Here is a 23122-nt window from a genome sequence, read left to right as displayed (position 1 = left end):
TCTAAAATCGTCATTTGTAATTTTATCCGTTTTACCAGTCCCTGTTTCTTCGCCTGTTTTCGTCAGCCTTTTGTTTTCGTTCCTCCGCCTTTATTTTATTTACTTTTTCCTGCGTTTCTTTTTCGTCCTGCTCAATAGCCTGCAATAGCTGACGGGCATTGTCGCGCGACATTTGTTCGGGTTCTTGCTGCTCTTCCGGCTTTTTCGGTTGATCCTGGTTGTTTTGCGGCTCCTGTTGCTGTTGGTCCTGATTTTGCTGTTGCTGCTGCTCCTGTTGTTGGTCTTGCTGTTGATCCTGTATCATTTTTTGAACTACCGCCAGGTTATACCGTGTTTCCTCGTCTTCGGGATTCATCCGAAGAGCCATCTTGTAAGCCTCCATCGATTTTTCCAGTTCTTTCTTTTGCAGCAATGAATTTCCGATATTGTGCCAGGCAGCCGACATTTTTTTCGGATTTTCCTTTTCCAACGCCAGGTATTGTTGATAGCTCTCCATGGATTTGTCCCATTCTTTTTGGCGGTACAGCGTATTGCCTGCATTGTAATTGGCTTCGGGCGACGACGGGTTCTCTGCCAGGGCATCGTTGTAAAACGTAAACGCCTCCGAGAATTTTTGCTGCTGGTACGCTTTATTACCCTTGCGTACATTCTTTCGCACCTCTTTCTGAGCCGATAGCGGCAGAGTCAAAGCCATCATTATCAACAACAAACTGTATTTCAATATGTTTAACCTCATCTGAATAAGCGAATATTTTTAAACAGCGGATTTTTCTTGTCGTATATCAGGAATTCGACAATCAAGATAATCAATAATATCCAGGCAAAGAACGGAAATTTCTCGTCATATTCCGAATAAGAAAGGCTGGTTGTTTTTTTGGTCTCCAGTTCATTCAATTCCGTCTCCAGAGCCCGTACGGCGGTATTGGAATTATCGGCCTGCACATACAGTCCTTTTCCGTTTTGAGCAATCTCCTGAGCCATTTGTTCGTTCAGCCGCGAGACAACCACCTGTCCTCCGCTGTCTGTCCTGTAATTGTTGCTGTATTCCGATTCAGGCACAGGCGTTCCTTCCACCGACCCTATCCCAATAACATTTATCATAATCCCGGCATCGGAGGCTTGCCTGGCAACTTCGTTGGCGTTTCCTTCGTGGTCTTCACCGTCGGTGATAAGAATCATGGCTTTATCCACGTCCCGGTCGCCCGAAAAAGAACTTACTCCTAACGTTATAGCCTCGGCAATAGCCGTCCCCTGAACGGGCACCAGACTTGGATCAATGGTATTTAGAAACAGCTTTGCCGACTGCGTATCGGAAGTCAGTGGCATCTGGACATATGCCTCTCCTGCAAAGACAATAAGGGCTACCTTATCGTTTTTGCGAACATCGATGATCCTCGACAAGATCTGTTTTGCCCGTGACAACCTGTCGGGAGAAACATCGCGCGCCAGCATGGAATTGGAAACGTCTATGGCAATTACCAGCTCAATCCCCTCCTTTTCAACGTTTTCCACCTTAGTTCCAAATTGTGGACGGGCAATCATAATAATTCCCGTGCAAAGCGCTGCAAAAATCAGCCAGAACTTCAAGTAGGAGCGCTTGAGAGACAATTCGGGCATCATTTTTTTTACAGTAGAAAGCACGCCAAGTTTCTTCACATCGTTTCGCTTTCTAATGTTCAGGTAAATGTAAAGCGCCACCAAAAAAGGCATGGCGATAAACAAGTACAGGTATTCCGGATTTTCGAATCTAAACATTTCTTTTTTTATTCTCTTAACGCATCACTTTTACGGTATATTCCTCAACCAGGTCCTTCTGAGGATCAATTCCATTAGAATCAGTCCCAGGGCAAGCAGTGCAAAAGGCAAGAACAATTCCTGCTTTCGGGTAACATTCTGCACGCTGATGAGGTATTTTTCCAGTTCGTCAATCTCGTTGTATATGTTACTTAGACTTTCGTTGTCCTCCGCCCGGAAATATTTTCCTCCGGTCAGGGATGCAATTTCTGTCAGCGTTTTTTCATCGATATCCACCGGCATATTCTGTAACCGCATTCCAAAAGGCGTTTGTACCGGTGTTGGTGCCATTCCTTTTGTTCCAGCGCCGATGGTATATACGCGGATGCCGTAAGATTTTGCCAGGTCGGCCGCTGTGAGCGGAGCTATCTGCCCACGATTGTTTGAGCCGTCAGTCAGCAAGATCACCACTTTCGATTTGGATCCACTGTCTTTCAACCGGTTCACCGCATTTGCAAGCCCCAGCCCGATAGCCGTTCCGTCTTCGATAAGCCCGAAATCGATACCGTTCAACAGGTTCAGCAGGACCTTGTGATCGGTGGTCATGGGACATTGCGTAAAGCTTTCCCCGGCAAAAATCACCAATCCGATGTTATCATTCTTCCGGTCGGTGATAAATTCGGCAGCCACTTTTTTAGCGGCTTCCAGCCGGTTGGGTAGCAAATCCTGCGCCAGCATCGACCCCGACACGTCAAGAGCCAGCACTATATCAATTCCCTGCGTTTCAGACTCTTCCCAGCTATCCACCGCCTGCGGGCGTGCCACGACCACTATTATCAGCGCAACTGCCATCATCCTTAGCGCGAACGGCAGGTGGCGCAGGTACGTTTTAACTCCCCTGTTCTTACTGTTGAAGGCATGGGTGGAAGCCAGTTTGAAGGACGCCTGTGTTTTAGACATGCGCACGATGTACCACGCGATCAGCGGAGCCAGTATCAGCAGCAAATAAAGATATGTAGGGTTGGCAAATTGCATATTCTTGTAAGGCCTTTATGTTTCAGACTTTTCGTCTTTTTTGTCTATTTTTCTTTATCAATCTCTTCCTTTAGCTTTTCCTGCTCTTTTTTATCGGGAAGCGGATCGGGTTCGCGCGTTTGGTTGACAAAGAAATAGGCATTCATCAAACTTAAGTCGTTCTCATCCATATAGGGTTTATGCTTCGCGAACTTCACCATATCTGCTACCGAAAGAATCTGAACCAGGTTGTTGTAAACGGAATCTTCTTCCGACCTTTTTCTTATTTCCACGAGAATTTCGCCTGAAGTCATCTCCATGGCATTTATCCTGTAGCGTTCAAACATATACACCCGCAGGATATCGGTGATCCTCGTATAAAATTCTTTTTCCCGGCCCTGTTGCCAGATTTTCCCGGCTTTGAGTTTATCCAGCTCCTGAAGGGCACGGACATGCGGCGGCAACACTTGCGGCGGGATAAAGAAATAGCCTTTATTCTTTTTCCGGAGTACAAGGACAATGACCAGGCCAATCAGCAGCAGAAGCAAAATGAGACCCAGCACTATCCAGAGTATCCAGAGATAATCCGTCCATACGAATGCCGGCTTTTGAACCGGCTTTATGTCGTTAAGCTGAAGTTGCTTGAAATCGATGGAATCGGTTTGTCCCGTATTCATTTTTTCCAGGTATGCTATTGTGGAATCCTTCAGCACAGGCGATGTCACCTTCAGTCCGAAAGAGTTGGAATAGATGGTGTCGGTCCCGTCGAAAACGGGCATATGGGGGACGTAATACAACGTGGAGTCGAACGACGTCACCACGTATTTGAAATTCATGGTGGCCACATTGTTCTCAATAACGGTATCGGGCGGGAGCATGGTTAACACTTCCAGTCCGGGAATGATTTCTTTCTGATAAACAGGAAACTGGATAGTCTTGTCCTTCGGGGCGATAACCTTCAAGTTGATAAGCGCCTGCTCACCGATCTGAATTTCGGCGGGCTGAACACTTGCCTGCACCGAAGCGCGTTGCGCAAAAGAACGGTGCGTAATGCTTATCAGCAAAAATAACGGCAGTAATATATGCAGAACCTTTTTTCCCACTTCTTGATTTCTTCTAAATTCCAACTTCTTCCCCTATCTCCTTCTTTGAAACAACAGCAATAATGCTTTCGCATAGTCGTCTTCCGTTGAAACGGAGACGTTATCCACGCTGCTCTGCTTGAATGTGAGCATCATCTCAGCCTGACGGTCCAGCCACCATTTCGCATAATGGTCCCTTACGTTTCCGGATGACGTATCTATCCACATTTCGCCCCCGGATTCGGGATCTTTCACCTTCATCAACCCCAGTGACGGCAACCGTGTGCTGAGTTTATCGTATACCTGGATAGCGACTATGTCGTGTTTGCGGTTGGCAATACGCAGCGCAGGCTTGTAGTCGCCCGTGTCAATAAAATCGGAGATTAAAAATGTGGTACAACGTTTCTTTATGGCATTGGTCATGTAACGCAACGCCAGGTTGATGTCGGTTCCAGCACTTTCTGGCTCAAAGCCCAGAATCTCACGGATAATAAAAAGGATGTGTTTTCTTCCTTTCTTGGGCGGGATAAATTTTTCCACCTTGTCGGTAAAAAAGATTACACCAATCTTATCGTTGTTCTGGATGGCTGAAAACGCCAACGTTGCTGCGATCTCGGCTACCGTATCACGCTTGATCTTCTCCGACGATCCAAAACCCAGGCTTTCCGACACATCAATAAGCAGCATCACGGTAAGCTCACGTTCTTCTTCGAAAATTTTCACGTACGGACGGTTGTACCGGGCAGTAACGTTCCAGTCAATGTCACGCATATCGTCACCGTATTGATACTCGCGAACTTCGGAAAATGCCATACCGCGTCCTTTAAAGGCTGAGTGGTATTGCCCCGCAAAAATATTCCGCGACAACCCCCGTGCTTTTATTTCAATATGCCGTACTTTCTTTAGTAATTCGCTGGTTTCCATTTACTCTCATTTTTTTGAGACGCAAGCGCCGCCTGTCAACATCGTCCTCTCTCCCATTCTTCAGGCCTCCCGGCCGTTATTATTAGGGTACCTCTACCTTGTTCAAGATTTCGCTGACAATTTCTTCCGATGTCAGGTTGTTAGCCTCTGCCTCGTAAGTGAGTCCGATGCGGTGTCGGAGGACATCGTGGCAAACGGCACGGATATCTTCGGGGATCACATAACCGCGGCGCTTGATGAAGGCAAATGTGCGGGCAGCCAGCGCCAGGTTGATGGACGCACGCGGCGATGCACCGAATCCGATCATCTCTTTCATGCCCTTTAAGCCGAACTGGTCGGGGAAACGGGTAGCGAACACAATATCGATTATGTAACGTTCGATCTTTTCATCGATATAGACATCGCGCACCACTTTACGTGCTTCCAAAATCTCTTCGGTAGAAACTACCGGCTTGTCGATGGCTACCGGCTCAAAAATATTCTGACGGATGATGCGTTTCTCTTCTTCCTGGGTTGGATAACCGATAACCACCTTCAGCATGAAACGGTCGACTTGAGCTTCGGGCAACGGATAGGTCCCTTCTTGCTCAATCGGGTTTTGCGTAGCCATCACCAGAAAAGGATTGGGCAACTTATAGGTTTTTTCACCGATAGTGACCTGACGTTCCTGCATGGCTTCAAGCAGCGCACTCTGCACCTTGGCAGGCGCACGGTTTATTTCGTCTGCCAACACAAAATTCGCAAAAACCGGACCGTGTTTGACCTGAAACTCTTCGTTGCGGGGACTGTATATCATGGTTCCAACAACGTCGGCGGGCAACAGGTCGGGCGTAAACTGGACACGGTTGTACTTTGCCTCGATCAGTTGGGCCAGGGATTTTATGGCCAATGTCTTTGCCAGCCCGGGTACCCCTTCAAGCAGGATATGTCCGTCGGACAACAGTCCGATTAAAAGCGACTCTACCAAATGCTTCTGTCCCACAATCACTTTATCCATTCCGGTAAACAGGGTTTGGGTAAAGGCGCTTTTCTGCTCAATTCTCTCGTTTAACTCCTTGATATCAACTACTTGACTCATATTGTAATCTATTTAAATTTACGGTACTGAAGGAAATGTCTGAAAATATAGTGTAGCTGTCAGCCAAAAGCAGAACAAGTAAGGTCCTATTTTCAGAACATCCGTTAACCCCAAACAAGCCTTTCGGCTTTCGAAACACAAAAATAGGAAATGTTAAATCGTTACGGTTGATTTCGCAGTTAAAAATGTTTAAGGTTATGCTTTGAAATTGAGGGTTCTCTCTTTTTCGTCCCTTGTTTATCTTTTTCAAACGGGTTATCTGTTTGCCAAATAGGAGCGTACTCCCAACTTTATAGGCTAAAACTCCTTTTCCATAATCACATTTCAACGTTAATCATGGTTAAATACAGCATTTCCATGCAGCGTTTTTCAGTTTTCCGCATCTATTTTTAAAACGACCGAAATAAATTCGAATTTTTGGCAGCCTAAAATTTTGGCCGTTTTTGAACAATCATTAAATTAATTTCAAATTTTAAATGTTTTAAGTATGAAAAGACTAAGTTCTATAATGAGCATACTTCTTGTATCGCTCTTTTTTGTGGCTTGTGACAAAAAAGATCAGCCCGATCCAAAACTGACATTAACTCCTTCAACGGTTGAAGTGAAAGTTACTGAGGATGCAACCGTCAAGGTAAGCGGCGGCACCGCTCCATTTACAGTTGTAGAAGCTGACAAAACCATTGCCACTGCCACGGTAACTAACAGTGATGTGAAAGTTACGGGAGTGAAGGAAGGTCAAACCACGATTGCGGTTACGGACAAGAACAAAGTAAAAGGCACCATTACCGTAAAAGTAGTGAAAAAAAGCTGATGCTATAATTAAACAGATCTACATATGTTTTCGGCATGATGTTTTCGAACATCATGCCGTTTTTTTACCCGATACTCGCCACCAGGCGGGCATATCCCGCAGAGTGACTAGCCATCAAAAAGACGGCGTAGGACTACATAGTTCCTCAACCACCTTCATTCCAAACACATCCGAGAATGCTGCTTTCATTCTGTACGAAACTTCCTCAAAATCCACTTCCCTACCCAGTTCCTTCTGCATGGAAGTTACTCCTCTGTCGGTAAACCCGCAAGGATTGATGTAGTTGAAGTACGTCAGATCGGTGTTTACATTGAGCGCCAGGCCGTGCATGGTTACAAACCGGCTGGTGCGCACACCAATGGCACAGATCTTACGGGCTTTGGCAGGACGTTGCGCATCGATCCAGACCCCCATGGCTTTCTCGTCCTTCTCCGCAGCAATTCCGTACGGCCGAAGAGTTTGAATGACCACCTCCTCCAGTTTATGAACATATGCCTTTACCCCGACATGAAACTCTTCCATATCTATGATGGGGTACGCTACCAGTTGTCCCGGACCGTGGTAAGTAATGTCTCCACCCCGGTCGATGGGGTAATAATCGATATTTTTGCTTCTACACACCTGTTCGGCAATAAGAAGATTCTGCCTGTTGCCACTCTTTCCCAGGGTATACACCGGCTCGTGTTCGCAAAAAAGCAGGTATTGCGGTTTGGGCAGGGTGTGATGAACCTTTGCATCCACCACCGATTGAAACAGTTCTTCCTGCAAATCCCAGGCCTTTTTGTAACGAATGCGGCCAAGATTTTGAAAGCTTACTTTTTTGTTGTCCATACGTAGAAAAGTCCAACGTTTATACGTGCCTTTCTGCCCGGTAGGAAGAACGCACCAACGGGCCACTTTCCACAAACTCGAATCCTTTTTCCAGTCCTATCCTCTTGTATTCCTTGAACTGGTCGGGGGATATAAACTCACTCACCGGAAGATGCTTGCGTGTAGGCTGAAGGTATTGCCCGATCGTCAGCACCTTGCATCCAACAGCCCTCAGGTCATCCATAGTTTGCACTACCTCCTCAGATGTCTCTCCCAAACCAACCATCATTCCCGATTTTGGTTTGCTTTTGTTACTTTTTGCCACGGTTTCAATGGTTTTCAGGCTTATGTCATATTTAGCGCGACTACGCACCAGCGGTGTGAGCCTACGTACAGTTTCCATATTGTGCGAGATTATCTCCGGGCCGGCATCGATTACTTTATGAATAAGCTCTGCTTTTCCCAGAAAATCAGGAATCAGTGTTTCCAGGGTAATTCCCGGATTCTTTTTCTTTACGTACCTGATGGTTTCCGCCCAGAACTCCGCGCCATAATCCCTCAGGTCATCTCTGTCAACACTGGTTATTACACAATGTTTCAGGTTCATTTTGGAAATTGTGTCGGCCAGCCTGTCCAGTTCATCCCAGTCTACCGGTAAGGGTTTGCCGGTTTTCGTAGCACAGAAGCCACAGGAACGGGTACATATTTCTCCCAGAATCATAAATGTTGCCGTTCCGTTTCCCCAGCATTCCGCCAGATTAGGACACTTGCCGCTCACACAAATGGTGTGGAGTTTATTTCTTGCGATAACTTCCTTTATATCGAGGTATTGCTTCCCTTGAGGGAGCTCAATTTTAAGCCAGTCGGGTTTTCTTTGCATCATGATGTAACATTTTTCTTTGCTGTGATTAATAATAAAGTGTGCCACAAAAATAGCATATTATTTTCAGATGCACCATACCGTTTCATCTAAAACGGAAATTTGACAATTATCCTCCCTTTTTCTTAACAAGGTTGGAGAATTTTTATGCGTTGATATTTGAATATGTCTTTTTATTGATGTAAGTTTGTTTCAGGGTCCTATTCCGAAGAATAACCCCTGCCAATTCTTTTAAATACTACATCGTATGAAAATTATTATCAACCGCTTACCCAATAAGTTTTATTCCAATTACAAACAAGTAATCATCCGTTTTCTGGATTTGGGTGAGGAGCGGACAAGCGCTTTGATAACAAAGGTATTGGAAATGGATGAAAGCGATGCGGACAAAACATTGATGTACACGTTGAGAGAGTTCTCAAAACGGCACCGTAACCTGACACACAAATTCATAAAGCACTATAGCAAAGCGATGGAAATTGTCACTAACACACTCACTGAACCCGAGCAGATCAGCATGGTGAAGAAATTGCTGATCGGCTCCTATTTTTCCATGGAATATTCTATCAGCTCTGCGGCTTTTTTCAATCCCTCAATTGTTGAATCTCCAGATCAAACCGGCCTGAGTGAAGGATCAAAACGAATTATAGTCAGTTTTCGCGCAACCGGCGAAGGACACATATCAAGTATTGTGTTCCAAACAGGGGTGATAAATCACCGGGGAGAACTGGAGTTTGAAAAAGCGGGATACCATGTTGACAGTGCCGAAGTAACAAAAAGACACATCTACGATAAAAAAAGCTTTCACGCTAAGCTTCATGAGATGGGAGTTGATGAACTCGTCATAAAACCGGTAATGGATTCCTTGACAGACAAGTTTATCTATGGAGAGTTATTGAAATCGGTATATGAATATCTGGCAAACAACAGCAACCTGGAAGAGGAGGTACAGCGTTCCGTCAAGCAAATAATTTGGTTGGCGGATTCGCACTACACCATACATTTCTCGCGCGATACGCACATATCGGAACGCGTAATTTTTCCCACGTCCTATACCGAGCGGAAAGGTATTGAGGATGCCCGCTTTGTGAAGTTTACCGATGATGACGGTGAAACAACCTATTATGCCACGTACAGTGCCTACGATGGCTATGCGGCTTTACAGAAACTAATCGTGACCAAAGATTTTTATACGTTTGAAATAAAACCACTTCACGGCGACGGGACACAGAATAAAAACCTGGCGCTGTTCCCCCGAAAAATCAAGGGCAAATACGCCATGTTGTCCAGAATCGACGGAATAAGCAGCTATATCGCCTTCTCAGACAACATAAACGTGTGGCCGGCACCTGTCAAAATACAGGAACCGAAATACTCCTGGGAGTTTATTCAGATCGGGAACTGCGGCGCCCCGATTGAAACCTCCGAAGGCTGGCTGGTAATTACGCATGGCGTAGGGCCGATGCGTCAGTATTCCCTAGGAGCGACTCTGCTCGATTTGGATGACCCCACAAAAGAAATCGGAAGGCTCAGGGACCCCCTTCTTGTCCCTAACGACGAAGAAAGAGAGGGATATGTACCCAACGTAGTTTATTCCTGCGGGTCCATCATCCATAATGATGAGCTTATTGTTCCCTACGGATTGTCAGATACCGGCTCGGGGTTCATGACGGTTAATGTCCGTAAATTATTAAATAAGATTTTGAATAATTAAGAGGTGCAACCCCGCTGCAACGATAGCACCTTCTTGTACACTTCCAGGTAATCGTCGGTGGATCTTTCTATCGAGAATCTTGACTGGGCATGTTGCCGGCAGCTGCTTCGGTCTAATCCCGCAATCCGGGGTAAGACCGCCAGGGCTTCATCCACATTGCGGACCAGAAAACCACTTTTCCCGTGCTCGATCAGTTCCTCCATCGATCCTTTATTAAAAGCGATAACCGGTGTACCGCAGAACATACTTTCGGCAACGCTTAACCCAAAAGGTTCTTCAAAGTTAATCGGATGAAGCAACGCATAGGCTTGGCCCAATAATTTATCCCGTTGAACGGGATCGGCATTTCCCACATAGGCTATCTGCCGGCCGTCAACAAAAGGATGCACCTCCCTTTTGTAGTAATCGTTATCCTGGATGTACCCTGCAATGATCAGTTTCATTTTTGCTTTTAGAGCAATGTCTATCGCTTCTCGCGTACCCTTGTCGGGATGAATGCGGCCGAAATACAGCAGATAATCTCCCACAGCAGGACAGAACGTAAAATCTCGGGGATTGATTCCATTATACACATTGGCAATATAGCTCAGGTGTTCATTTCTATTGGAGTAGCTGATGGATACATAGTGATTTATGTCGTTGTACCGTTGGTATACGGGAACAATCTTGGGTGATGAAAAACCGTGTACGGTGGTTATCATTGGAGTTTCAATCAACCTTGAATAGGTCAGGGGGAGAAAATCAAAGTGATTGTGAATGATATCAAACTCACCGGCCCGCTCCATCAGGGAGCTGATGTGCAGGCATTCAGCTACTTTCGGATCGACATTTTTGTCTTCCTCGTAGCCTTGAGAGCAGGCATACGACAATTTCCCTCCGGTAATGGAATCACCGGTTGCGAAAAGCGTCACATCGAATCCTCTTCTCACCAGTTCTTCGGTAATGGTTGAAGCGACCAGCTCCCAGGGTCCATATTTGCGAGGAGGTGTCCTCCAGGCAATAGGGGCAAGAACGGCTATTTTCATGATTCGCACTCCCATGCCTTAAGAACGGTCAGGTGAGAAATAAGATAGGCTAACGTGCTCTCTGCACCTTGATTCCTATTCACGCCATCTTTTTTGAGCCCGTCGCAACATCCTCCCGTTTCGTAATCATAAAGCGGCACACGTAAGTCGTTTTCACCCAAAAACCACAGGAAAGATTGAAACATTTTTTGAATATAATCCGGGTTCCTGGTAACGTTAAATGCCTGAAAATACAACTGTACATTTGCCATAACATCGATGGCTTGCTGATCGAACCTCGCCCGTTCCCCACCTTTCGTGTACCAGCCGTAACTCCCTATGGGCGAAAGATATCCTTTACTCAACGTGGCTTCCTCTAAAAACGCAGCTGTTTTCACGGCAATCTCCTTAAAAACATCATCATCAGAAATCTCTGTCGCATGGAAAAGGCTTAACGGTAACACGGCATTGTCATAGGTAAGAGCCGGCTCAAACCATTGCCATTGCCCGTCCCGGTTCTCGAAATAAGAATCGGCAAGCTTGGTGGCCAATTCTTTCATCAATTGCAGCAGGGATTCATCGCCCGGGAAGCTCCTCAGATAATAGCTAATTCCTATGACGGTATCTGCAATACCACGCAAATGTTCGAGTCTAGAAAAGTGCTTTCGCGAATTGTCAAACAATTCTTTGCCAAACTCCCTGTAAGCGATGTTTGGAGAAGCGTACAGAAGATATCCGAGCGCCCAGATCGTTCTTCCGAAAGAATCTTCGCTACCCTCTTTATCCAGAAAATCCCGCCTAAAACTGAGGAAGTTACGGAATGTACCCTGCTCTGTCTGCATGTATTGTATATAGCTGAGATAAATACGCATACAATCCAACGCGAACGGATCTTTGTTTTGTCCGTAAGCCATCAGCGACATCAATAGTGCACGGGCGTTGTCGTCCAGGCAATAGCCCTCTTTTAGATTAGGAATACCATAACGGGCATGTTGTACGATGCCTGTATCGTCGGTCAGCCTTTTCACGTGGTCTAAGGTAAATTCTGGTAAAAGCTCAACTTCGATGAAGGATTTTCGGGGTTTCTTTGCCACCAAGGGAGTATCTTTCACTGCGTTAAGCAGTTTGAGATAACGTTTCCCGATCGTTGGCCAGCGTAATTGTATTCCGTAATTATACGCTTTCTCCCTCAACGCGTTCATCTTTTCGGGATGATCAAGCAACTCGTTCAAAATATCCGACAACTGTTCCGGCTTTTTGAAATCAAACAAGCGTCCGCGCCCATCCGCCAACAATTCCTCGGCATGCCAGTATGGAGTAGACAATACAGCAGCCCCAGCTCCTACGGCGTAAGCCAGTGTCCCGCTGGTAATCTGTTCTTTGTTGTTGTACGGAGTTATGTATATATCACATGCCCTCAGGTATTCAAAAAGAACATCTTCCGTAACGAAGGATTTAAGAAAAATCACGTTATCCTGCAATTTACGATCCCTCACCAATTTGTTTAAGTAATTCCGGTACTCTTCGCCCGAATACTTCAAGATGTTGGGATGGGTGGCTCCCAGAACAATGTAAAGCAATGACGGATGTTTTTGCACTACTGCGGGCAACGCGTCAATCACGGTCTCTATCCCTTTGTTCCGTCCTAAAAAACCAAACGTAAGCAACACGTTCCTGTCGCTCAAATTGTACTCTTTTTTAATCGCATCGTGCGAAACATCCTGATAGTCAGGGACACCATGTTCAATAACTTCAATTTTGTGTGGAGGTATATCGTAAATACCGATCAGCAACTCTACCGCCTTATTGCTCATCACCACTATTTTGGCAGCTGTTTCATTGATTTTCCGGATGATGTTTTTTTGCAGAAAAGAGGGTTCTTTCAGGACAGTATGAAAAACTACGGTAAGTGGAATTTTCAACCGGTCAGTAAGGGAAAGGATATACAACCCCGACTCCCCTCCAAAGATTCCAAATTCGTGATTAAGGATACAAGCCCGGGAATTGCTTAAGTTGATCTGTTCCGCTGCATTGATATAGTCTTCACGGTAGTTCTGACGGACAACAAACTTAACTTCAGGCGGATAATCATATTCCTGCAACGAGCTAGAATCGTTAATAGCTATTACGCTGGCGTGAGTTTTTGTATTCTGCCGCACATTCAAAGCTATGGATTTACACAGGTTCTCTGTGAATGTACCTATTCCGCATTGTCTGGGCGGGTATGTTCCAATGTATGCAATTTTCATCTTTTTGTTGTTTTATTAATTGTTACGATTGATTGAATTTGCTCATTTACGGAGAATCGAAGAAGCAATTACCAGGATGTCTATCTTTTGACAACCCGGTACTAATTTCTAAATGGAGAATAGATTTCCATCAGGTTTTGTTGTTGTAAATAAAAACGCGCTGCAGAAGAAAGATTCGGTCCAGGTGGTTACAAAGATAACATTTTTGCCCGAATTTGCAAGAATAAGGCAGAAAAATTTAGATCTTGCCATCGGATGAAGACTCATCCAAAATGCTCTCTAACTATTTTTAATCCACAACTGCTAAGATTGTGAGAGCAGAATTCTTATCTTTGCGTTCAATTAATAAAAAGAGACCAGTAATAAAAAGAGACCAGGGGTATTCTGTGATTAAGGACTTATTCGCTGTCAGCGTCCGGCAGTAGTAAGCACGGTTTTCACACAAAACCCGGTTGGACCAAAAGAATTGTATCGTTTTGAAATTTGAACTGCAACATACCGATTCCTCCTCGCAAGCACGGACAGGATTGATTACAACAGACCACGGGCAGATTGAAACACCCGTATTTATGCCCGTAGGCACTGTGGGAAGTGTGAAGGCGGTGCAGGTAACTGAATTGAAAGACGACATCAAAGCGCAAATTATTCTGGGGAACACGTACCATCTGTACCTGCGGCCAGGATTGGATATTATGCAACTGGCCGGAGGACTGCATAAGTTCAACAGTTGGGAGAGACCCATCCTGACAGACAGCGGTGGGTTTCAGGTATTTTCGCTTGCCGAAAACCGGAAGTTGACAGAAGAGGGGGCTGAATTTCGCTCGCATATCGACGGTTCAAAACACTTTTTCTCTCCGGAAAAGGTGGTAGACATCCAGCGTATAATCGGAGCAGACATCATGATGGCTTTTGACGAATGCACACCCGGCGATGCCGATTACGACTATGCGAAAAAGTCGCTGGAGCTCACAGAGCGCTGGTTGAAAAGATGCATGAACAGGTTCAACGAAACCGAATGTCCATACGGCTATAGGCAAACGCTGTTTCCTATCGTGCAAGGATGTGTGTATCCCGACCTTCGTCGCCGCGCAGCAGAAAATGTTGCTTCGTTTGAAGCGGATGGAAATGCCATTGGCGGACTGGCCGTGGGCGAACCCACGGAAAAAATGTACGAAATGGTGGAACTGGTCAACGAGATCCTGCCCAAGGACAAACCACGCTATCTGATGGGAGTAGGTACTCCGGCCAATCTTCTGGAGGGTATAGAGCGAGGTGTAGACATGTTTGATTGTATCATGCCTACGCGAAACGGCCGAAACGGACAGATTTTCACCAAAAACGGCATTCTGAACATGCGGAACGAACGGTGGAAAAAGGATTTTTCTCCCATCGAAGAGGCAGGTGCTTCATACGTAGACACACTCTACAGCAAAGCTTACCTGCGGCACCTTATTAACACGAATGAAATTTTAGGGTTACAGATTGCATCGGTGCATAACCTTGCGTTTTACACCTGGCTCATGCAGGAAGCCCGTAAACATATTATTGAAGGCGATTTCCCTTCCTGGAAACGAACTATGGTGGAAAGGACCATGCAGCGTCTGTAGGATTGTGGCTGAATACCTATTGAGTATGAAAAACAAACTCAACCTGTTACGTATAGACAAGTATATCATCAGGAAATTCCTGGGGACATACATCTTCATGATTACGCTTATCTTGTCGATCTCGGTAGTGTTCGATATCAATGAAAAGATTGATAAGTTTATGAGCAACAGCGCTCCACTGAAAGAAATAATTTTTAATTATTACATTAATTTCGTTCCGTACTACGCCAATCTTTTCAGTCCGCTTTTTATCTTTCTGGCAGTAATCTTTTTCACCTCCAAAATGGCTTCAAGTTCAGAGATAATTGCTCTTTTATCCAATGGAGTCAGTTTTAAACGGTTGCTCAAACCCTACATGGTTTCGGCAGCCGTTATTGCTGTTTTTTCCTTCGTGATGGGCAGCTTTATTATCCCCCCCGCCAACAAAACGCGTATTGATTTTGAACAAAAATACATCGACCCGCGAAAACGGAAAACAGGTGACAGGGACATACAGTTTAAGGTAGCCGAAGGGACGATTGTCTATTTCGGTAATTTTGATATGGAGTCTAAAACGGGCTATAATTTTTCCATTGATCATTTCGACAGCCTGAAGCTGGTCTCCCGGCTGACCGCCCAATCCATCAAGTACGACTCGTTATATCACTGGACAATTAGCAATTACCAGATAAGGGATTTCGACGGGCTGGAAGAGAAAATCACCCACGGAACCACCACTGATACCATTATACAAATCGTCCCCAACGATTTTATCGTGGCCAAAACAGACCAGCAGATGATGACTACCCCGCAATTGCTCCGCCACGTCAGAAGCCAGAAGAGAAGGGGATTGGGCAACATTCAGGCGTTTCAGATAGAATACCATTCGCGCTACGCTTCTATATTTTCTGCTTTTATCCTGACCATTATCGGAGCTTCCCTCTCAGCACGGAAGGTGAAGGGGGGCATGGGGCTGAACATTGGAATCGGACTGGCTTTGAGTATGGCATATATTCTGTTCATGACCATCAGCTCTTCCTTCGCCGTAAAAGGAAGCATGAGTCCTTTTGTGGCGGCCTGGGTACCCAATATTGTTTTTATCGGCATCGCGTTCTTCCTTTATAAGAAAGCACCAAATTAGGATTTACGATCTGCTGCAGCAGATATGCCTGCGATCTGTAATTCAAGAAATCAGTTGAGACATGAAAAAAAATATCCTTTCCACCGTTCTGCTCGCATTTTCATTGCTCGCCAATGCTCAAACGGAATACCCGGTTATCATTATCGAAACCAATTACGGTACAATGAAAGCCGTTTTGTACGACGACACCCCCAACCACAGCAACCATTTTTTGAAATTGGTGAAGCAGGGATACTTTAACGGAACGTTGTTTCACCGGGTAGTTAGGGAATTTATGATTCAGGGAGGAGCACAGGATTCGAAGAATGCTCCTGCCGGAGCACAGATCGGCGGCGGACGTACCGATATGGATATTATGCCCGAGTTCAGGGACAATCATTTTCATAAAAAAGGAGCTCTGGCTGCTCCGAGAAGGGGAGATAACGAAAACCCGCAGAAAAAATCAGACGCCTCCCAGTTCTATATCGTGCACGGGAAGGTATATTCACCGGGACGGCTGGATTCCATGGAAATGGCGGTAAACGTGCCCATCAAAAACAAGATTATCCGCGACCATTACTTACCGCATAAAGACGACCTGGCTAAATTAAAAGCCACTGATGCCAGTGCCTTTAACGCTATGCTGGATTCGGTCCTCCACGTGGTGGATTCGTTGTATGAAGCCGCTCCCGGCAAGTTTTTTCTTCCTGAAGAACTCAAAGAAACCTATTCCACGATTGGCGGAGCACGTCATCTGGACGGTGAATACACCGTTTTTGGCGAAGTCACCGAAGGGCTGGAGGTTATTGACAAGATTGCCGCCCTGCCTGTCGACAGCAATAACCGCCCTAGATCAGATGCGAAGATTGTGAGGATTTATGTGGAGTCTAAATAGCCACTCTACTCAATATTCTTTCTTACCTGCGTCAAAAACACCTTCATGGCTTCGCTGTCCCTAACTTCGATAATAGCCAATAGTTCTTTCAGCTTCTCCCTGATTTTTACCAATTGATCGGGAGTATAAGGGTTGAACAAGATCTCCGTAAGGAGAAAATCATCTTCCGAAAGCAGCCCCTGTGCTATGTTCATATGCTTTTTGAACGTGGTTCCCGGCGCATCCTGATGCTTCATTACCGATGCAAACACCAATGTGGATGCAAACGGGATGGAAAGCGAGTAAGCGATGGTTTCGTCGTGCTCCCGAAAAGTGTATTCAAACACGTTTAGCTTGAGCCGGCGGTACAGATCGCGAAAAAAAACCTTTCCCAGGTGCGACGACTCCGATATGATAATGGCACTTTGTGTGCTGAGGTCGCTCAGGCTGGCAAACGTAGGTCCAAACATCGGGTGAGTGGAGACATACGGGCGGGTACGTTCCCGGTAAAATTCCTCCAATCCGGTTTTTACCGATGCAATATCACTCAGGATACACGTTTGCGGCAAATACGGCAGCACACTGTGAAACGCCTCGACGGTGTATTTCAGCGTAGCGGCATTGATCACCAGTTCGGGGGCAAAATCCCGCACCTCCTCCGGCTTTGTCATCCGGAGCGTGTTGTATATGAACCGCAGTTTTTGGGGATCGGTATCCAATACGGCTACTTCGTGATCGAAACTGAGCACATCGGCAAAGAACGATCCCATTTTGCCGGCTCCTAAGATGAGTATTTTCATTTTTTTGCTCTTTCCATTACTTCAAACTGCTGACGAACAGATTCCGTGTGAATAGCTTCCAGGATTTTCAAGGCAAATTCACCCGCCATCTCCATTTTCTCGGCTTGCTCCACGCGGTCCTTGCGGATATGATCGTAGCGTCCGGTCTGGAGTACGGGCATATCGTGCTCCAGCTTGTAGAGACCTATTTCGCGGGATATGCGCATACGTTTCGATAAGAGTTGCAGGATTTCATTGTCCAGGTCATCTATTTGCCGGCGCAGGTCGGATAAATCCTCCGTCGATTGCACCTTGTCGCGAATAACCAGTTCATTCAGAATTTCAGCCAGCGTTTCGGGAGAGATTTGCTGGGAACTGTCGCTCCAGGCATCATCGGGGTTACGGTGAGACTCGATGATCAACCCGTAGTAATTCAGGTCCATGGCCTGTTGGGAAATCGTTTTAATCATGGAGCGTTTTCCACCGATATGGCTTGGATCACAAATGACGGGAAGGTTAGGGTAACGTCGTTTCAATTCGATGGGAATGTGCCATTGAGGAATGTTGCGATAAACGGTCTTGTCGTTGGTACTGAACCCGCGGTGAATGACCCCGATCTTCTTAATGCCTGCGTTGTATAAACGTTCAATGGCACCGATCCATAGCTCCAGGTCGGGATTCACCGGATTTTTTATCAGAACCGGGATATCCACACCCCTTAATGTATCTGCTATTTCCTGTACGGCAAAAGGATTTGCTGTAGTGCGGGCACCGATCCACAACATATCCATGTTGTACTTCAGGGATTCATACACGTGCTTTTCCGTGGCCACTTCGGTCGCCACATACATACCGGTCTCTTTGCGTACCTGCTGGAGCCATTTTAATGCCGGGGTACCGACCCCTTCAAATCCACCGGGCTTTGTGCGTGGCTTCCACACACCCGCCCTGAAGATCTTCACCCCTTTTTCAGCAAGTTTTTTTGCCGTCTCCATGACCTGCTCTTCTGTTTCCGCGCTACATGGGCCGGAAATAATGATCGGACGCTTGTCCTCGACCCCGGGTAATAAAATTGATTCAAATTCCATATTTTTCTTTGTCATGTGTTGTATGTTAAAATTCGATTGTAGGCTTCCTCCATTTTTTCAACGGATGCGCCGAGAGAAATCCGGATATACCCTTCGCCATTGCTTCCGAAGATTACACCGGGGGTAATAAAAACGCGGGCGTTGTACAGGATATCATCGATAAAGTCTTTGCTCGACACCACAGATTCCGGCAATTTTCCCCAAACAAAAAGGCCAACCTGGCTTTTATCGTACTTGCAGTTCAGCAGATCCATAATTTTCTCCGCCCACAAACGGCGTTCGGCATAAATACGGTTCATCTCGTCGTGCCACTCCCGGGTGTTCTGCAAAGCGGCGACGGTTGCCAGCTGCATGGGTTTAAACTGGCCGCTGTCGATATTGCTCTTGGCTTTTAATACCCATCTTACGAACTCTGGATTGGATGCCAGCAGCCCCATACGCCAACCCGACATATTGTGTGATTTGCTCAACGAGTTAAGCTCAATGCAAATGTCTTTTGCACCCTGCACCGACAAGATACTCATCGGACGATCATTCAGGATAAAACTGTATGGATTATCATGACAAATGACAATACCGTGTTTTTTACCAAAGGCCACCAGTTTTTCGAACAACGCCAAGGATGCATTTTTACCGGTAGGCATATTGGGATAATTTACCCACATTAGCTTTACCCGGGTCAAGTCCAGCTTTTCCAGGGCATCAAAATCGGGCAGCCACTCATTTTTCTCCAGCAAATCGTACTCGATGACGTTCGCACGAAGAAGTTCCGAAACCGATCTGTAGGTTGGGTATCCCGGATTGGGAACCAATACCGAGTCGCCGAAATTGAGAAATGTCATCGAAACGTGTAAAATTCCTTCTTTTGAGCCGATAAGCGGCAATACTTCGTCCGTCGACAAGTCGACGTTGTAAAACTTCTTATACCATCCGGCATAAGCCTTTCTCAATTCCGGTACCCCGGAGTAGGGCTGATAAGCATGTACATCGGGGCGACATGCCGTATCACACAAAGTTTCAATCGTTTCCTGCGACGGCATTTTATCGGGTGCTCCCACCCCCAGGCTGATGATGTTTTTGCCTTCCGCATTCATTTTGGCAACTTCGGCAAGCTTCACCGAAAAGTAATATTCCGAAATGCGTTTTATGTGCCCGGCAGGTTCTATGTTAAGTACTTTATCCATTTTGTTCGATAGTTGTTAAATAGTTATTCGGTTGTTATTCAGTCGGCAACAATGTGTTTGTCTTCGACATACTCACCCAGCACCTTGAGGTTTCCCACCAAAGGCAGTATGGCCTTGATAGACTGACGGTACCGTTCGAAATTGGAAAAAGTCAGGTCGATGTAAAACTGATATTCCCACTCCCGACCGATAATCGGCAGCGACTGAATCCGCGTAAGGTTGATGTCGTAGAACGAGAGCACCGACAACACCCGGGAAAGGCTCCCTTCACTGTGTGGCAGAACGAAAACAAGCGAAGCCTTGTCTATATCGGATGACTTCCGGATTTCCGGAACCATTTCTTCGTGAGCCAATACCAGAAACCGGGTAAAGTTACGTTTGTTGGTTTCTATTCCTTCCCTTATAACTTCCAGGTGATATACCTCGGCGGCAAGCTTGCTGCAAATGGCCGCTATCCCCGGGGTGTTTCCTTCCATTATTTCCCGGGCAGCCAAAGCAGTATCCTCGTGCTCAACGACCTTCACCTGGGGCAGGCTTTCGATAAAATCGGAACATTGCATCAGTGCCATCGGGTGCGAAACAATTTCCCTTATGTCTTGCAAGCGTTGTCCGGGCAACGCCGATAACGTATGGGAGATACGCAATTTATGCTCCCCCGCAATCTTCATGTCGTTGAGCTTAAGCAGGTCGTGATTGAGCAACAGCCCCCCGGCAATCGTGTTCTCGATCGCCATAATTCCAATTAGATGTTCATCTTTTTGAGCTTTTAAAAAAATCTCTTTAAACGTAAGGCAAGGAACAATCTCTATCTCCTCCCCGAAGTAATTGCGGGCAGCAATGTCGTGGTAGGCGCCTAATCCGCCCTGTATGGCAACTTTTTTCATCTGTTTTGAGAGCTAAGTCTATTAAAATAAAAAAATCCCGTCGTGCTATCGACAGGATTTTCTATTCAAAAAAGTTATTTATTTATTTCTTCATTTTGCACATCAAATCCTGTTCTACTTACTAAAGTAAAAGTAAAAATAGAAAGAATAGGCAAAATGGTTCTGTTTCATTTTATTCGTTATTTGCGAATATCGGTTGCAAAATTACAACAAAAATTAAATAATACAACAAAAGGAAGAAATATTTTGTTCATTTTTTTCAAAGCGGGAATAACTACCCCGTTTGTCGATATTTTTATGCTGCATTCAAGCATTGCATGTTATTCCCATCAGTGGCTGAATCAACAACTTGCTCAAGTTAAATATTTCATTTATTTATGTATATTTGCAAATTAAAAAAATTCCAAACATCTAAAAAAATCAATTTATGTTCAAAAATCATCCTAAAGGTTTACTCGTTGCATTTTTCTCCAACATGGGTGAACGCTTCGGTTTTTACACCATGATGGCCATTTTGGTACTTTTTCTCCAGGCTAAATATGGGTTAAACGAATCAATCGCCGGAGAAATTTACAGTTGGTTTTATTTTGGTATTTATGCACTGGCATTAATCGGTGGTATTATTGCCGATTCTACCCGAAAATACAAAACCGTAATTCTGTTTGGTATCATTATCATGTTTGCCGGATACGTTATGTTGGCGATTCCGGGCAATCCTTTAGCCTTATCAATCATTGCACTGGGAGTTATCGCATTGGGTAACGGTCTTTTCAAAGGCAACCTACAAGCTGTAGTTGGTCAAATGTATGACAATCCGCAATACGCTAGCGTAAGGGATACGGGTTATATGATTTTCTACATGGGAATCAATATAGGAGCCTTGTTTGCGCCTCACGTAGCCAATGGAATCCGTAACTGGTATCTAAGTACTCAAGGGTTTGCCCACGACGGAAGTTTACCCGCACTCGCTCACGCTTTTAAAAACGGAACCCTAGAAAATACTGCAAGTTTTCAGGCTCTTGCTGATAAAGTAAGTGGACATGTTGTAACAGACTTAGGCACGTTTGCAACACAATACCTGGAGGTATTTGCAAAAGGATATAATTATGCTTTTGGAATTGCAGCCGTGGCAATGATTATATCCTTGCTGGTTTATGTAATTTTTAACAAGAAGTTACCGCAGGTTGAAAAAGCTAAAGCTAAAGTAGAAGAAGGGCAAACATTGAAATCAACCACTTCGGCTTATATTATAGCAGCAACAATTTTTGTTATTGTCACGGTTATATTCCATTTCGTTTTTAATAACCTGGGGCTTGGGTTAGCTATCGGATTATTTTTAGGCTTTGTAGCCATTATGTTCCAATTGTCAACGAAAGAAGAAAAGCCAAAGGTAAATGCTCTTTTACTCGTATTTTTAGTCGTTATTTTCTTTTGGATGTCGTTTCATCAGAACGGATTAACATTAACATTTTTCGCCCGTGATTACACCGTTAAAAATGTAGGACCTTTCACAAATATCTTCTTTAATATTTACTCATTATTGTCATTTGCCGCAGGTGTAGCCGGATTGGTGCTCCTTTTCAACAAAAACAAAAAAAACAGACTCTATGGCCTCATTCTAGCTGTTTTAGGAGGCATTATTACATTCTTCCTCTATAAGAAATTTGCCCCCGCCAACCCAATCGGCCCTGAAATTTTCCAATCGTTCAATCCCGTCTATATCGTCGCATTAACATTTCCTGTAATGGGTGTGTTTACTTGGCTGCGTAATCGAAACATGGAACCTTCCACTCCCAGAAAAATTGGTATAGGCATGATTATTGCGGCATTGGGCTTTACGGTGATGCTGATCGCTTCACTGGGGTTAGTATCTCCGCACGAATTATTGTTCGAGGAAGGAGGAGTAACCAAAATAAATTCCATACCCGATTCTTCGAGAGTTTCGGCATACTGGCTGATCGGCACCTACTTGGTTCTGACCATTGCGGAGCTGTTCCTTAGTCCCATGGGACTTTCATTCGTATCCAAAGTTGCTCCTCCCAGATTTCAAGGGATGATGCAAGCTGGATGGTTACTGGCTACAGCTGTAGGGAATAAGCTTCTTTCCATCGGAAGTGATTTATGGGGTAAATTAGACCTGTGGCAGTTGTGGGCTGTTTTCATTTTATGTTGCCTGGCCTCGGCCGTATTCATCTTTTCCATTATGAAAAGGCTTGAAAAAGCAACCAATTAAACCATAGCCCGCTCCAAACACATTCAACGGAACCGGAGGGCAATGCCTTCCGGTTTTTTTGTTGATAACTTCTA

Annotated in this window: 21 protein-coding genes; 7 read left to right on the top strand and 14 right to left on the bottom strand. The window is 45.2% G+C overall.

Features of this window, described 5'->3' with window-relative positions; all coding sequences use genetic code 11:
* Nucleotides 1–31 precede the first annotated feature (31 nt).
* From KCV26_06155 to KCV26_06130, 6 genes are all read right to left on the bottom strand, one after another.
* Nucleotides 32–736, bottom strand: a complete 705-nt coding sequence (locus tag KCV26_06155; GenBank protein ID WZX37953.1) for a tetratricopeptide repeat protein — start codon at nucleotides 734–736, stop codon at nucleotides 32–34.
* Nucleotides 733–1755, bottom strand: a complete 1023-nt coding sequence (locus tag KCV26_06150; GenBank protein WZX37952.1) for a VWA domain-containing protein — start codon at nucleotides 1753–1755, stop codon at nucleotides 733–735. Before KCV26_06150 ends, KCV26_06155 begins: the two co-directional genes overlap by 4 nt.
* A 30-nt stretch (nucleotides 1756–1785) precedes the next feature.
* Nucleotides 1786–2769: a VWA domain-containing protein gene (locus KCV26_06145; protein WZX37951.1), complete on the bottom strand. Its 984-nt coding sequence runs from the start codon at nucleotides 2767–2769 to the stop codon at nucleotides 1786–1788.
* A gap of 44 nt (nucleotides 2770–2813) precedes the next feature.
* On the bottom strand, nucleotides 2814–3851 hold the full coding sequence (locus KCV26_06140) for a hypothetical protein (GenBank protein WZX37950.1): 1038 nt from the start codon (nucleotides 3849–3851) through the stop codon (nucleotides 2814–2816).
* 33 nt (nucleotides 3852–3884) lie between these two features.
* Nucleotides 3885–4754 carry a DUF58 domain-containing protein gene (locus KCV26_06135; GenBank protein WZX37949.1) on the bottom strand — a complete coding sequence of 290 codons (870 nt, stop codon included), beginning with the start codon at nucleotides 4752–4754 and terminating at the stop codon, nucleotides 3885–3887.
* Between the two features lie 82 nt (nucleotides 4755–4836).
* Complete coding sequence (locus tag KCV26_06130) at nucleotides 4837–5832, bottom strand: MoxR family ATPase (GenBank protein WZX37948.1); 996 nt, start codon at nucleotides 5830–5832, stop codon at nucleotides 4837–4839.
* A gap of 487 nt (nucleotides 5833–6319) precedes the next feature.
* Between KCV26_06130 and KCV26_06125 the strand changes: the two genes are divergently transcribed.
* On the top strand, nucleotides 6320–6643 hold the full coding sequence (locus tag KCV26_06125) for a hypothetical protein (GenBank protein WZX37947.1): 324 nt from the start codon (nucleotides 6320–6322) through the stop codon (nucleotides 6641–6643).
* 114 nt (nucleotides 6644–6757) lie between these two features.
* Here KCV26_06125 and lipB read toward each other — a convergent pair whose 3' ends face one another.
* Both lipB and lipA read right to left on the bottom strand, forming a co-directional pair.
* A complete protein-coding gene (lipB, locus tag KCV26_06120) occupies nucleotides 6758–7474 on the bottom strand; it encodes a lipoyl(octanoyl) transferase LipB (GenBank protein WZX37946.1) in 717 nt (238 codons plus the stop codon).
* A gap of 19 nt (nucleotides 7475–7493) precedes the next feature.
* A complete protein-coding gene (gene lipA, locus KCV26_06115; protein WZX38336.1) occupies nucleotides 7494–8339 on the bottom strand; it encodes a lipoyl synthase in 846 nt (281 codons plus the stop codon).
* A 241-nt stretch (nucleotides 8340–8580) separates the two neighbouring features.
* On the opposite strand from lipA, the gene KCV26_06110 reads away from it, so the two are divergent.
* Nucleotides 8581–10047: a glycoside hydrolase family 130 protein gene (locus KCV26_06110; protein ID WZX37945.1), complete on the top strand. Its 1467-nt coding sequence runs from the start codon at nucleotides 8581–8583 to the stop codon at nucleotides 10045–10047.
* Here the strand turns inward: KCV26_06110 and KCV26_06105 are convergent.
* Together KCV26_06105 and KCV26_06100 are read right to left on the bottom strand one after the other, a co-directional pair.
* Nucleotides 10044–11072 carry a glycosyltransferase family 4 protein gene (locus KCV26_06105; GenBank protein ID WZX37944.1) on the bottom strand — a complete coding sequence of 343 codons (1029 nt, stop codon included), beginning with the start codon at nucleotides 11070–11072 and terminating at the stop codon, nucleotides 10044–10046. The genes KCV26_06110 and KCV26_06105 overlap by 4 nt on opposite strands.
* Nucleotides 11069–13300 (bottom strand): glycosyltransferase family 4 protein, encoded by a 2232-nt coding sequence (locus KCV26_06100; GenBank protein ID WZX37943.1) that lies wholly within the window; start codon nucleotides 13298–13300, stop codon nucleotides 11069–11071. Before KCV26_06100 ends, KCV26_06105 begins: the two co-directional genes overlap by 4 nt.
* A gap of 476 nt (nucleotides 13301–13776) precedes the next feature.
* Between KCV26_06100 and tgt the strand changes: the two genes are divergently transcribed.
* From tgt to KCV26_06085, 3 genes are all read left to right on the top strand, one after another.
* The gene (gene tgt / locus KCV26_06095) at nucleotides 13777–14907 is read left to right on the top strand and encodes a tRNA guanosine(34) transglycosylase Tgt (GenBank protein WZX37942.1); all 1131 of its coding nucleotides are present in this window, start codon (nucleotides 13777–13779) and stop codon (nucleotides 14905–14907) included.
* A 25-nt stretch (nucleotides 14908–14932) separates the two neighbouring features.
* A complete protein-coding gene (locus KCV26_06090; protein WZX37941.1) occupies nucleotides 14933–16027 on the top strand; it encodes an LptF/LptG family permease in 1095 nt (364 codons plus the stop codon).
* 61 nt (nucleotides 16028–16088) lie between these two features.
* Nucleotides 16089–16901: a peptidylprolyl isomerase gene (locus KCV26_06085; protein WZX37940.1), complete on the top strand. Its 813-nt coding sequence runs from the start codon at nucleotides 16089–16091 to the stop codon at nucleotides 16899–16901.
* A 5-nt stretch (nucleotides 16902–16906) separates the two neighbouring features.
* On the opposite strand, the gene KCV26_06080 is transcribed toward KCV26_06085, so the two are convergent.
* Genes KCV26_06080 through KCV26_06065 form a run of 4 tightly spaced genes read right to left on the bottom strand, consistent with a single transcriptional unit; the run spans nucleotide 16907 to nucleotide 20815 of the window.
* Nucleotides 16907–17680 carry a prephenate dehydrogenase gene (locus KCV26_06080; GenBank protein ID WZX37939.1) on the bottom strand — a complete coding sequence of 258 codons (774 nt, stop codon included), beginning with the start codon at nucleotides 17678–17680 and terminating at the stop codon, nucleotides 16907–16909.
* The gene (locus KCV26_06075; GenBank protein WZX38335.1) at nucleotides 17677–18747 is read right to left on the bottom strand and encodes a bifunctional 3-deoxy-7-phosphoheptulonate synthase/chorismate mutase type II; all 1071 of its coding nucleotides are present in this window, start codon (nucleotides 18745–18747) and stop codon (nucleotides 17677–17679) included. Before KCV26_06075 ends, KCV26_06080 begins: the two co-directional genes overlap by 4 nt.
* An 11-nt stretch (nucleotides 18748–18758) precedes the next feature.
* Entirely contained in the window at nucleotides 18759–19931 is a 1173-nt protein-coding gene (locus KCV26_06070; protein WZX37938.1) for an aminotransferase class I/II-fold pyridoxal phosphate-dependent enzyme, read from the bottom strand.
* Between the two features lie 38 nt (nucleotides 19932–19969).
* A complete protein-coding gene (locus KCV26_06065; GenBank protein WZX37937.1) occupies nucleotides 19970–20815 on the bottom strand; it encodes a prephenate dehydratase in 846 nt (281 codons plus the stop codon).
* Nucleotides 20816–20857: 42 nt separating this feature from the next.
* Between KCV26_06065 and KCV26_06060 the strand changes: the two genes are divergently transcribed.
* Nucleotides 20858–21211 (top strand): hypothetical protein, encoded by a 354-nt coding sequence (locus tag KCV26_06060; GenBank protein WZX37936.1) that lies wholly within the window; start codon nucleotides 20858–20860, stop codon nucleotides 21209–21211.
* Nucleotides 21212–21242: 31 nt separating this feature from the next.
* Entirely contained in the window at nucleotides 21243–23048 is a 1806-nt protein-coding gene (locus KCV26_06055; protein WZX37935.1) for an MFS transporter, read from the top strand.
* Nucleotides 23049–23122 lie beyond the last annotated feature (74 nt).

The sequence above is a fragment of the Petrimonas sulfuriphila genome (assembly GCA_038561985.1).
In the GTDB taxonomy this organism is placed as follows: Bacteria; Bacteroidota; Bacteroidia; order Bacteroidales; family Dysgonomonadaceae; genus Petrimonas; species Petrimonas sulfuriphila.
This window is presented reverse-complemented; position numbering and strand designations above follow the sequence as displayed.

Bases quoted from the DNA above. Each gene is read 5' to 3' on its own strand.
- KCV26_06155 (WZX37953.1), bottom strand. From the start codon at position 736: ATGAGGTTAAACATATTGAAATACAGTTTGTTGTTGATAATGATGGCT.
- KCV26_06150 (WZX37952.1), bottom strand. From the start codon at position 1,755: ATGTTTAGATTCGAAAATCCGGAATACCTGTACTTGTTTATCGCCATG.
- KCV26_06145 (WZX37951.1), bottom strand. From the start codon at position 2,769: ATGCAATTTGCCAACCCTACATATCTTTATTTGCTGCTGATACTGGCT.
- KCV26_06135 (WZX37949.1), bottom strand. From the start codon at position 4,754: ATGGAAACCAGCGAATTACTAAAGAAAGTACGGCATATTGAAATAAAA.
- KCV26_06130 (WZX37948.1), bottom strand. From the start codon at position 5,832: ATGAGTCAAGTAGTTGATATCAAGGAGTTAAACGAGAGAATTGAGCAG.
- KCV26_06125 (WZX37947.1), top strand. From the start codon at position 6,320: ATGAAAAGACTAAGTTCTATAATGAGCATACTTCTTGTATCGCTCTTT.
- lipB (WZX37946.1), bottom strand. From the start codon at position 7,474: ATGGACAACAAAAAAGTAAGCTTTCAAAATCTTGGCCGCATTCGTTAC.
- KCV26_06110 (WZX37945.1), top strand. From the start codon at position 8,581: ATGAAAATTATTATCAACCGCTTACCCAATAAGTTTTATTCCAATTAC.
- KCV26_06105 (WZX37944.1), bottom strand. From the start codon at position 11,072: ATGAAAATAGCCGTTCTTGCCCCTATTGCCTGGAGGACACCTCCTCGC.
- KCV26_06100 (WZX37943.1), bottom strand. From the start codon at position 13,300: ATGAAAATTGCATACATTGGAACATACCCGCCCAGACAATGCGGAATA.
- KCV26_06090 (WZX37941.1), top strand. From the start codon at position 14,933: ATGAAAAACAAACTCAACCTGTTACGTATAGACAAGTATATCATCAGG.
- KCV26_06085 (WZX37940.1), top strand. From the start codon at position 16,089: ATGAAAAAAAATATCCTTTCCACCGTTCTGCTCGCATTTTCATTGCTC.
- KCV26_06080 (WZX37939.1), bottom strand. From the start codon at position 17,680: ATGAAAATACTCATCTTAGGAGCCGGCAAAATGGGATCGTTCTTTGCC.
- KCV26_06075 (WZX38335.1), bottom strand. From the start codon at position 18,747: ATGGAATTTGAATCAATTTTATTACCCGGGGTCGAGGACAAGCGTCCG.
- KCV26_06070 (WZX37938.1), bottom strand. From the start codon at position 19,931: ATGGATAAAGTACTTAACATAGAACCTGCCGGGCACATAAAACGCATT.
- KCV26_06065 (WZX37937.1), bottom strand. From the start codon at position 20,815: ATGAAAAAAGTTGCCATACAGGGCGGATTAGGCGCCTACCACGACATT.
- KCV26_06055 (WZX37935.1), top strand. From the start codon at position 21,243: ATGTTCAAAAATCATCCTAAAGGTTTACTCGTTGCATTTTTCTCCAAC.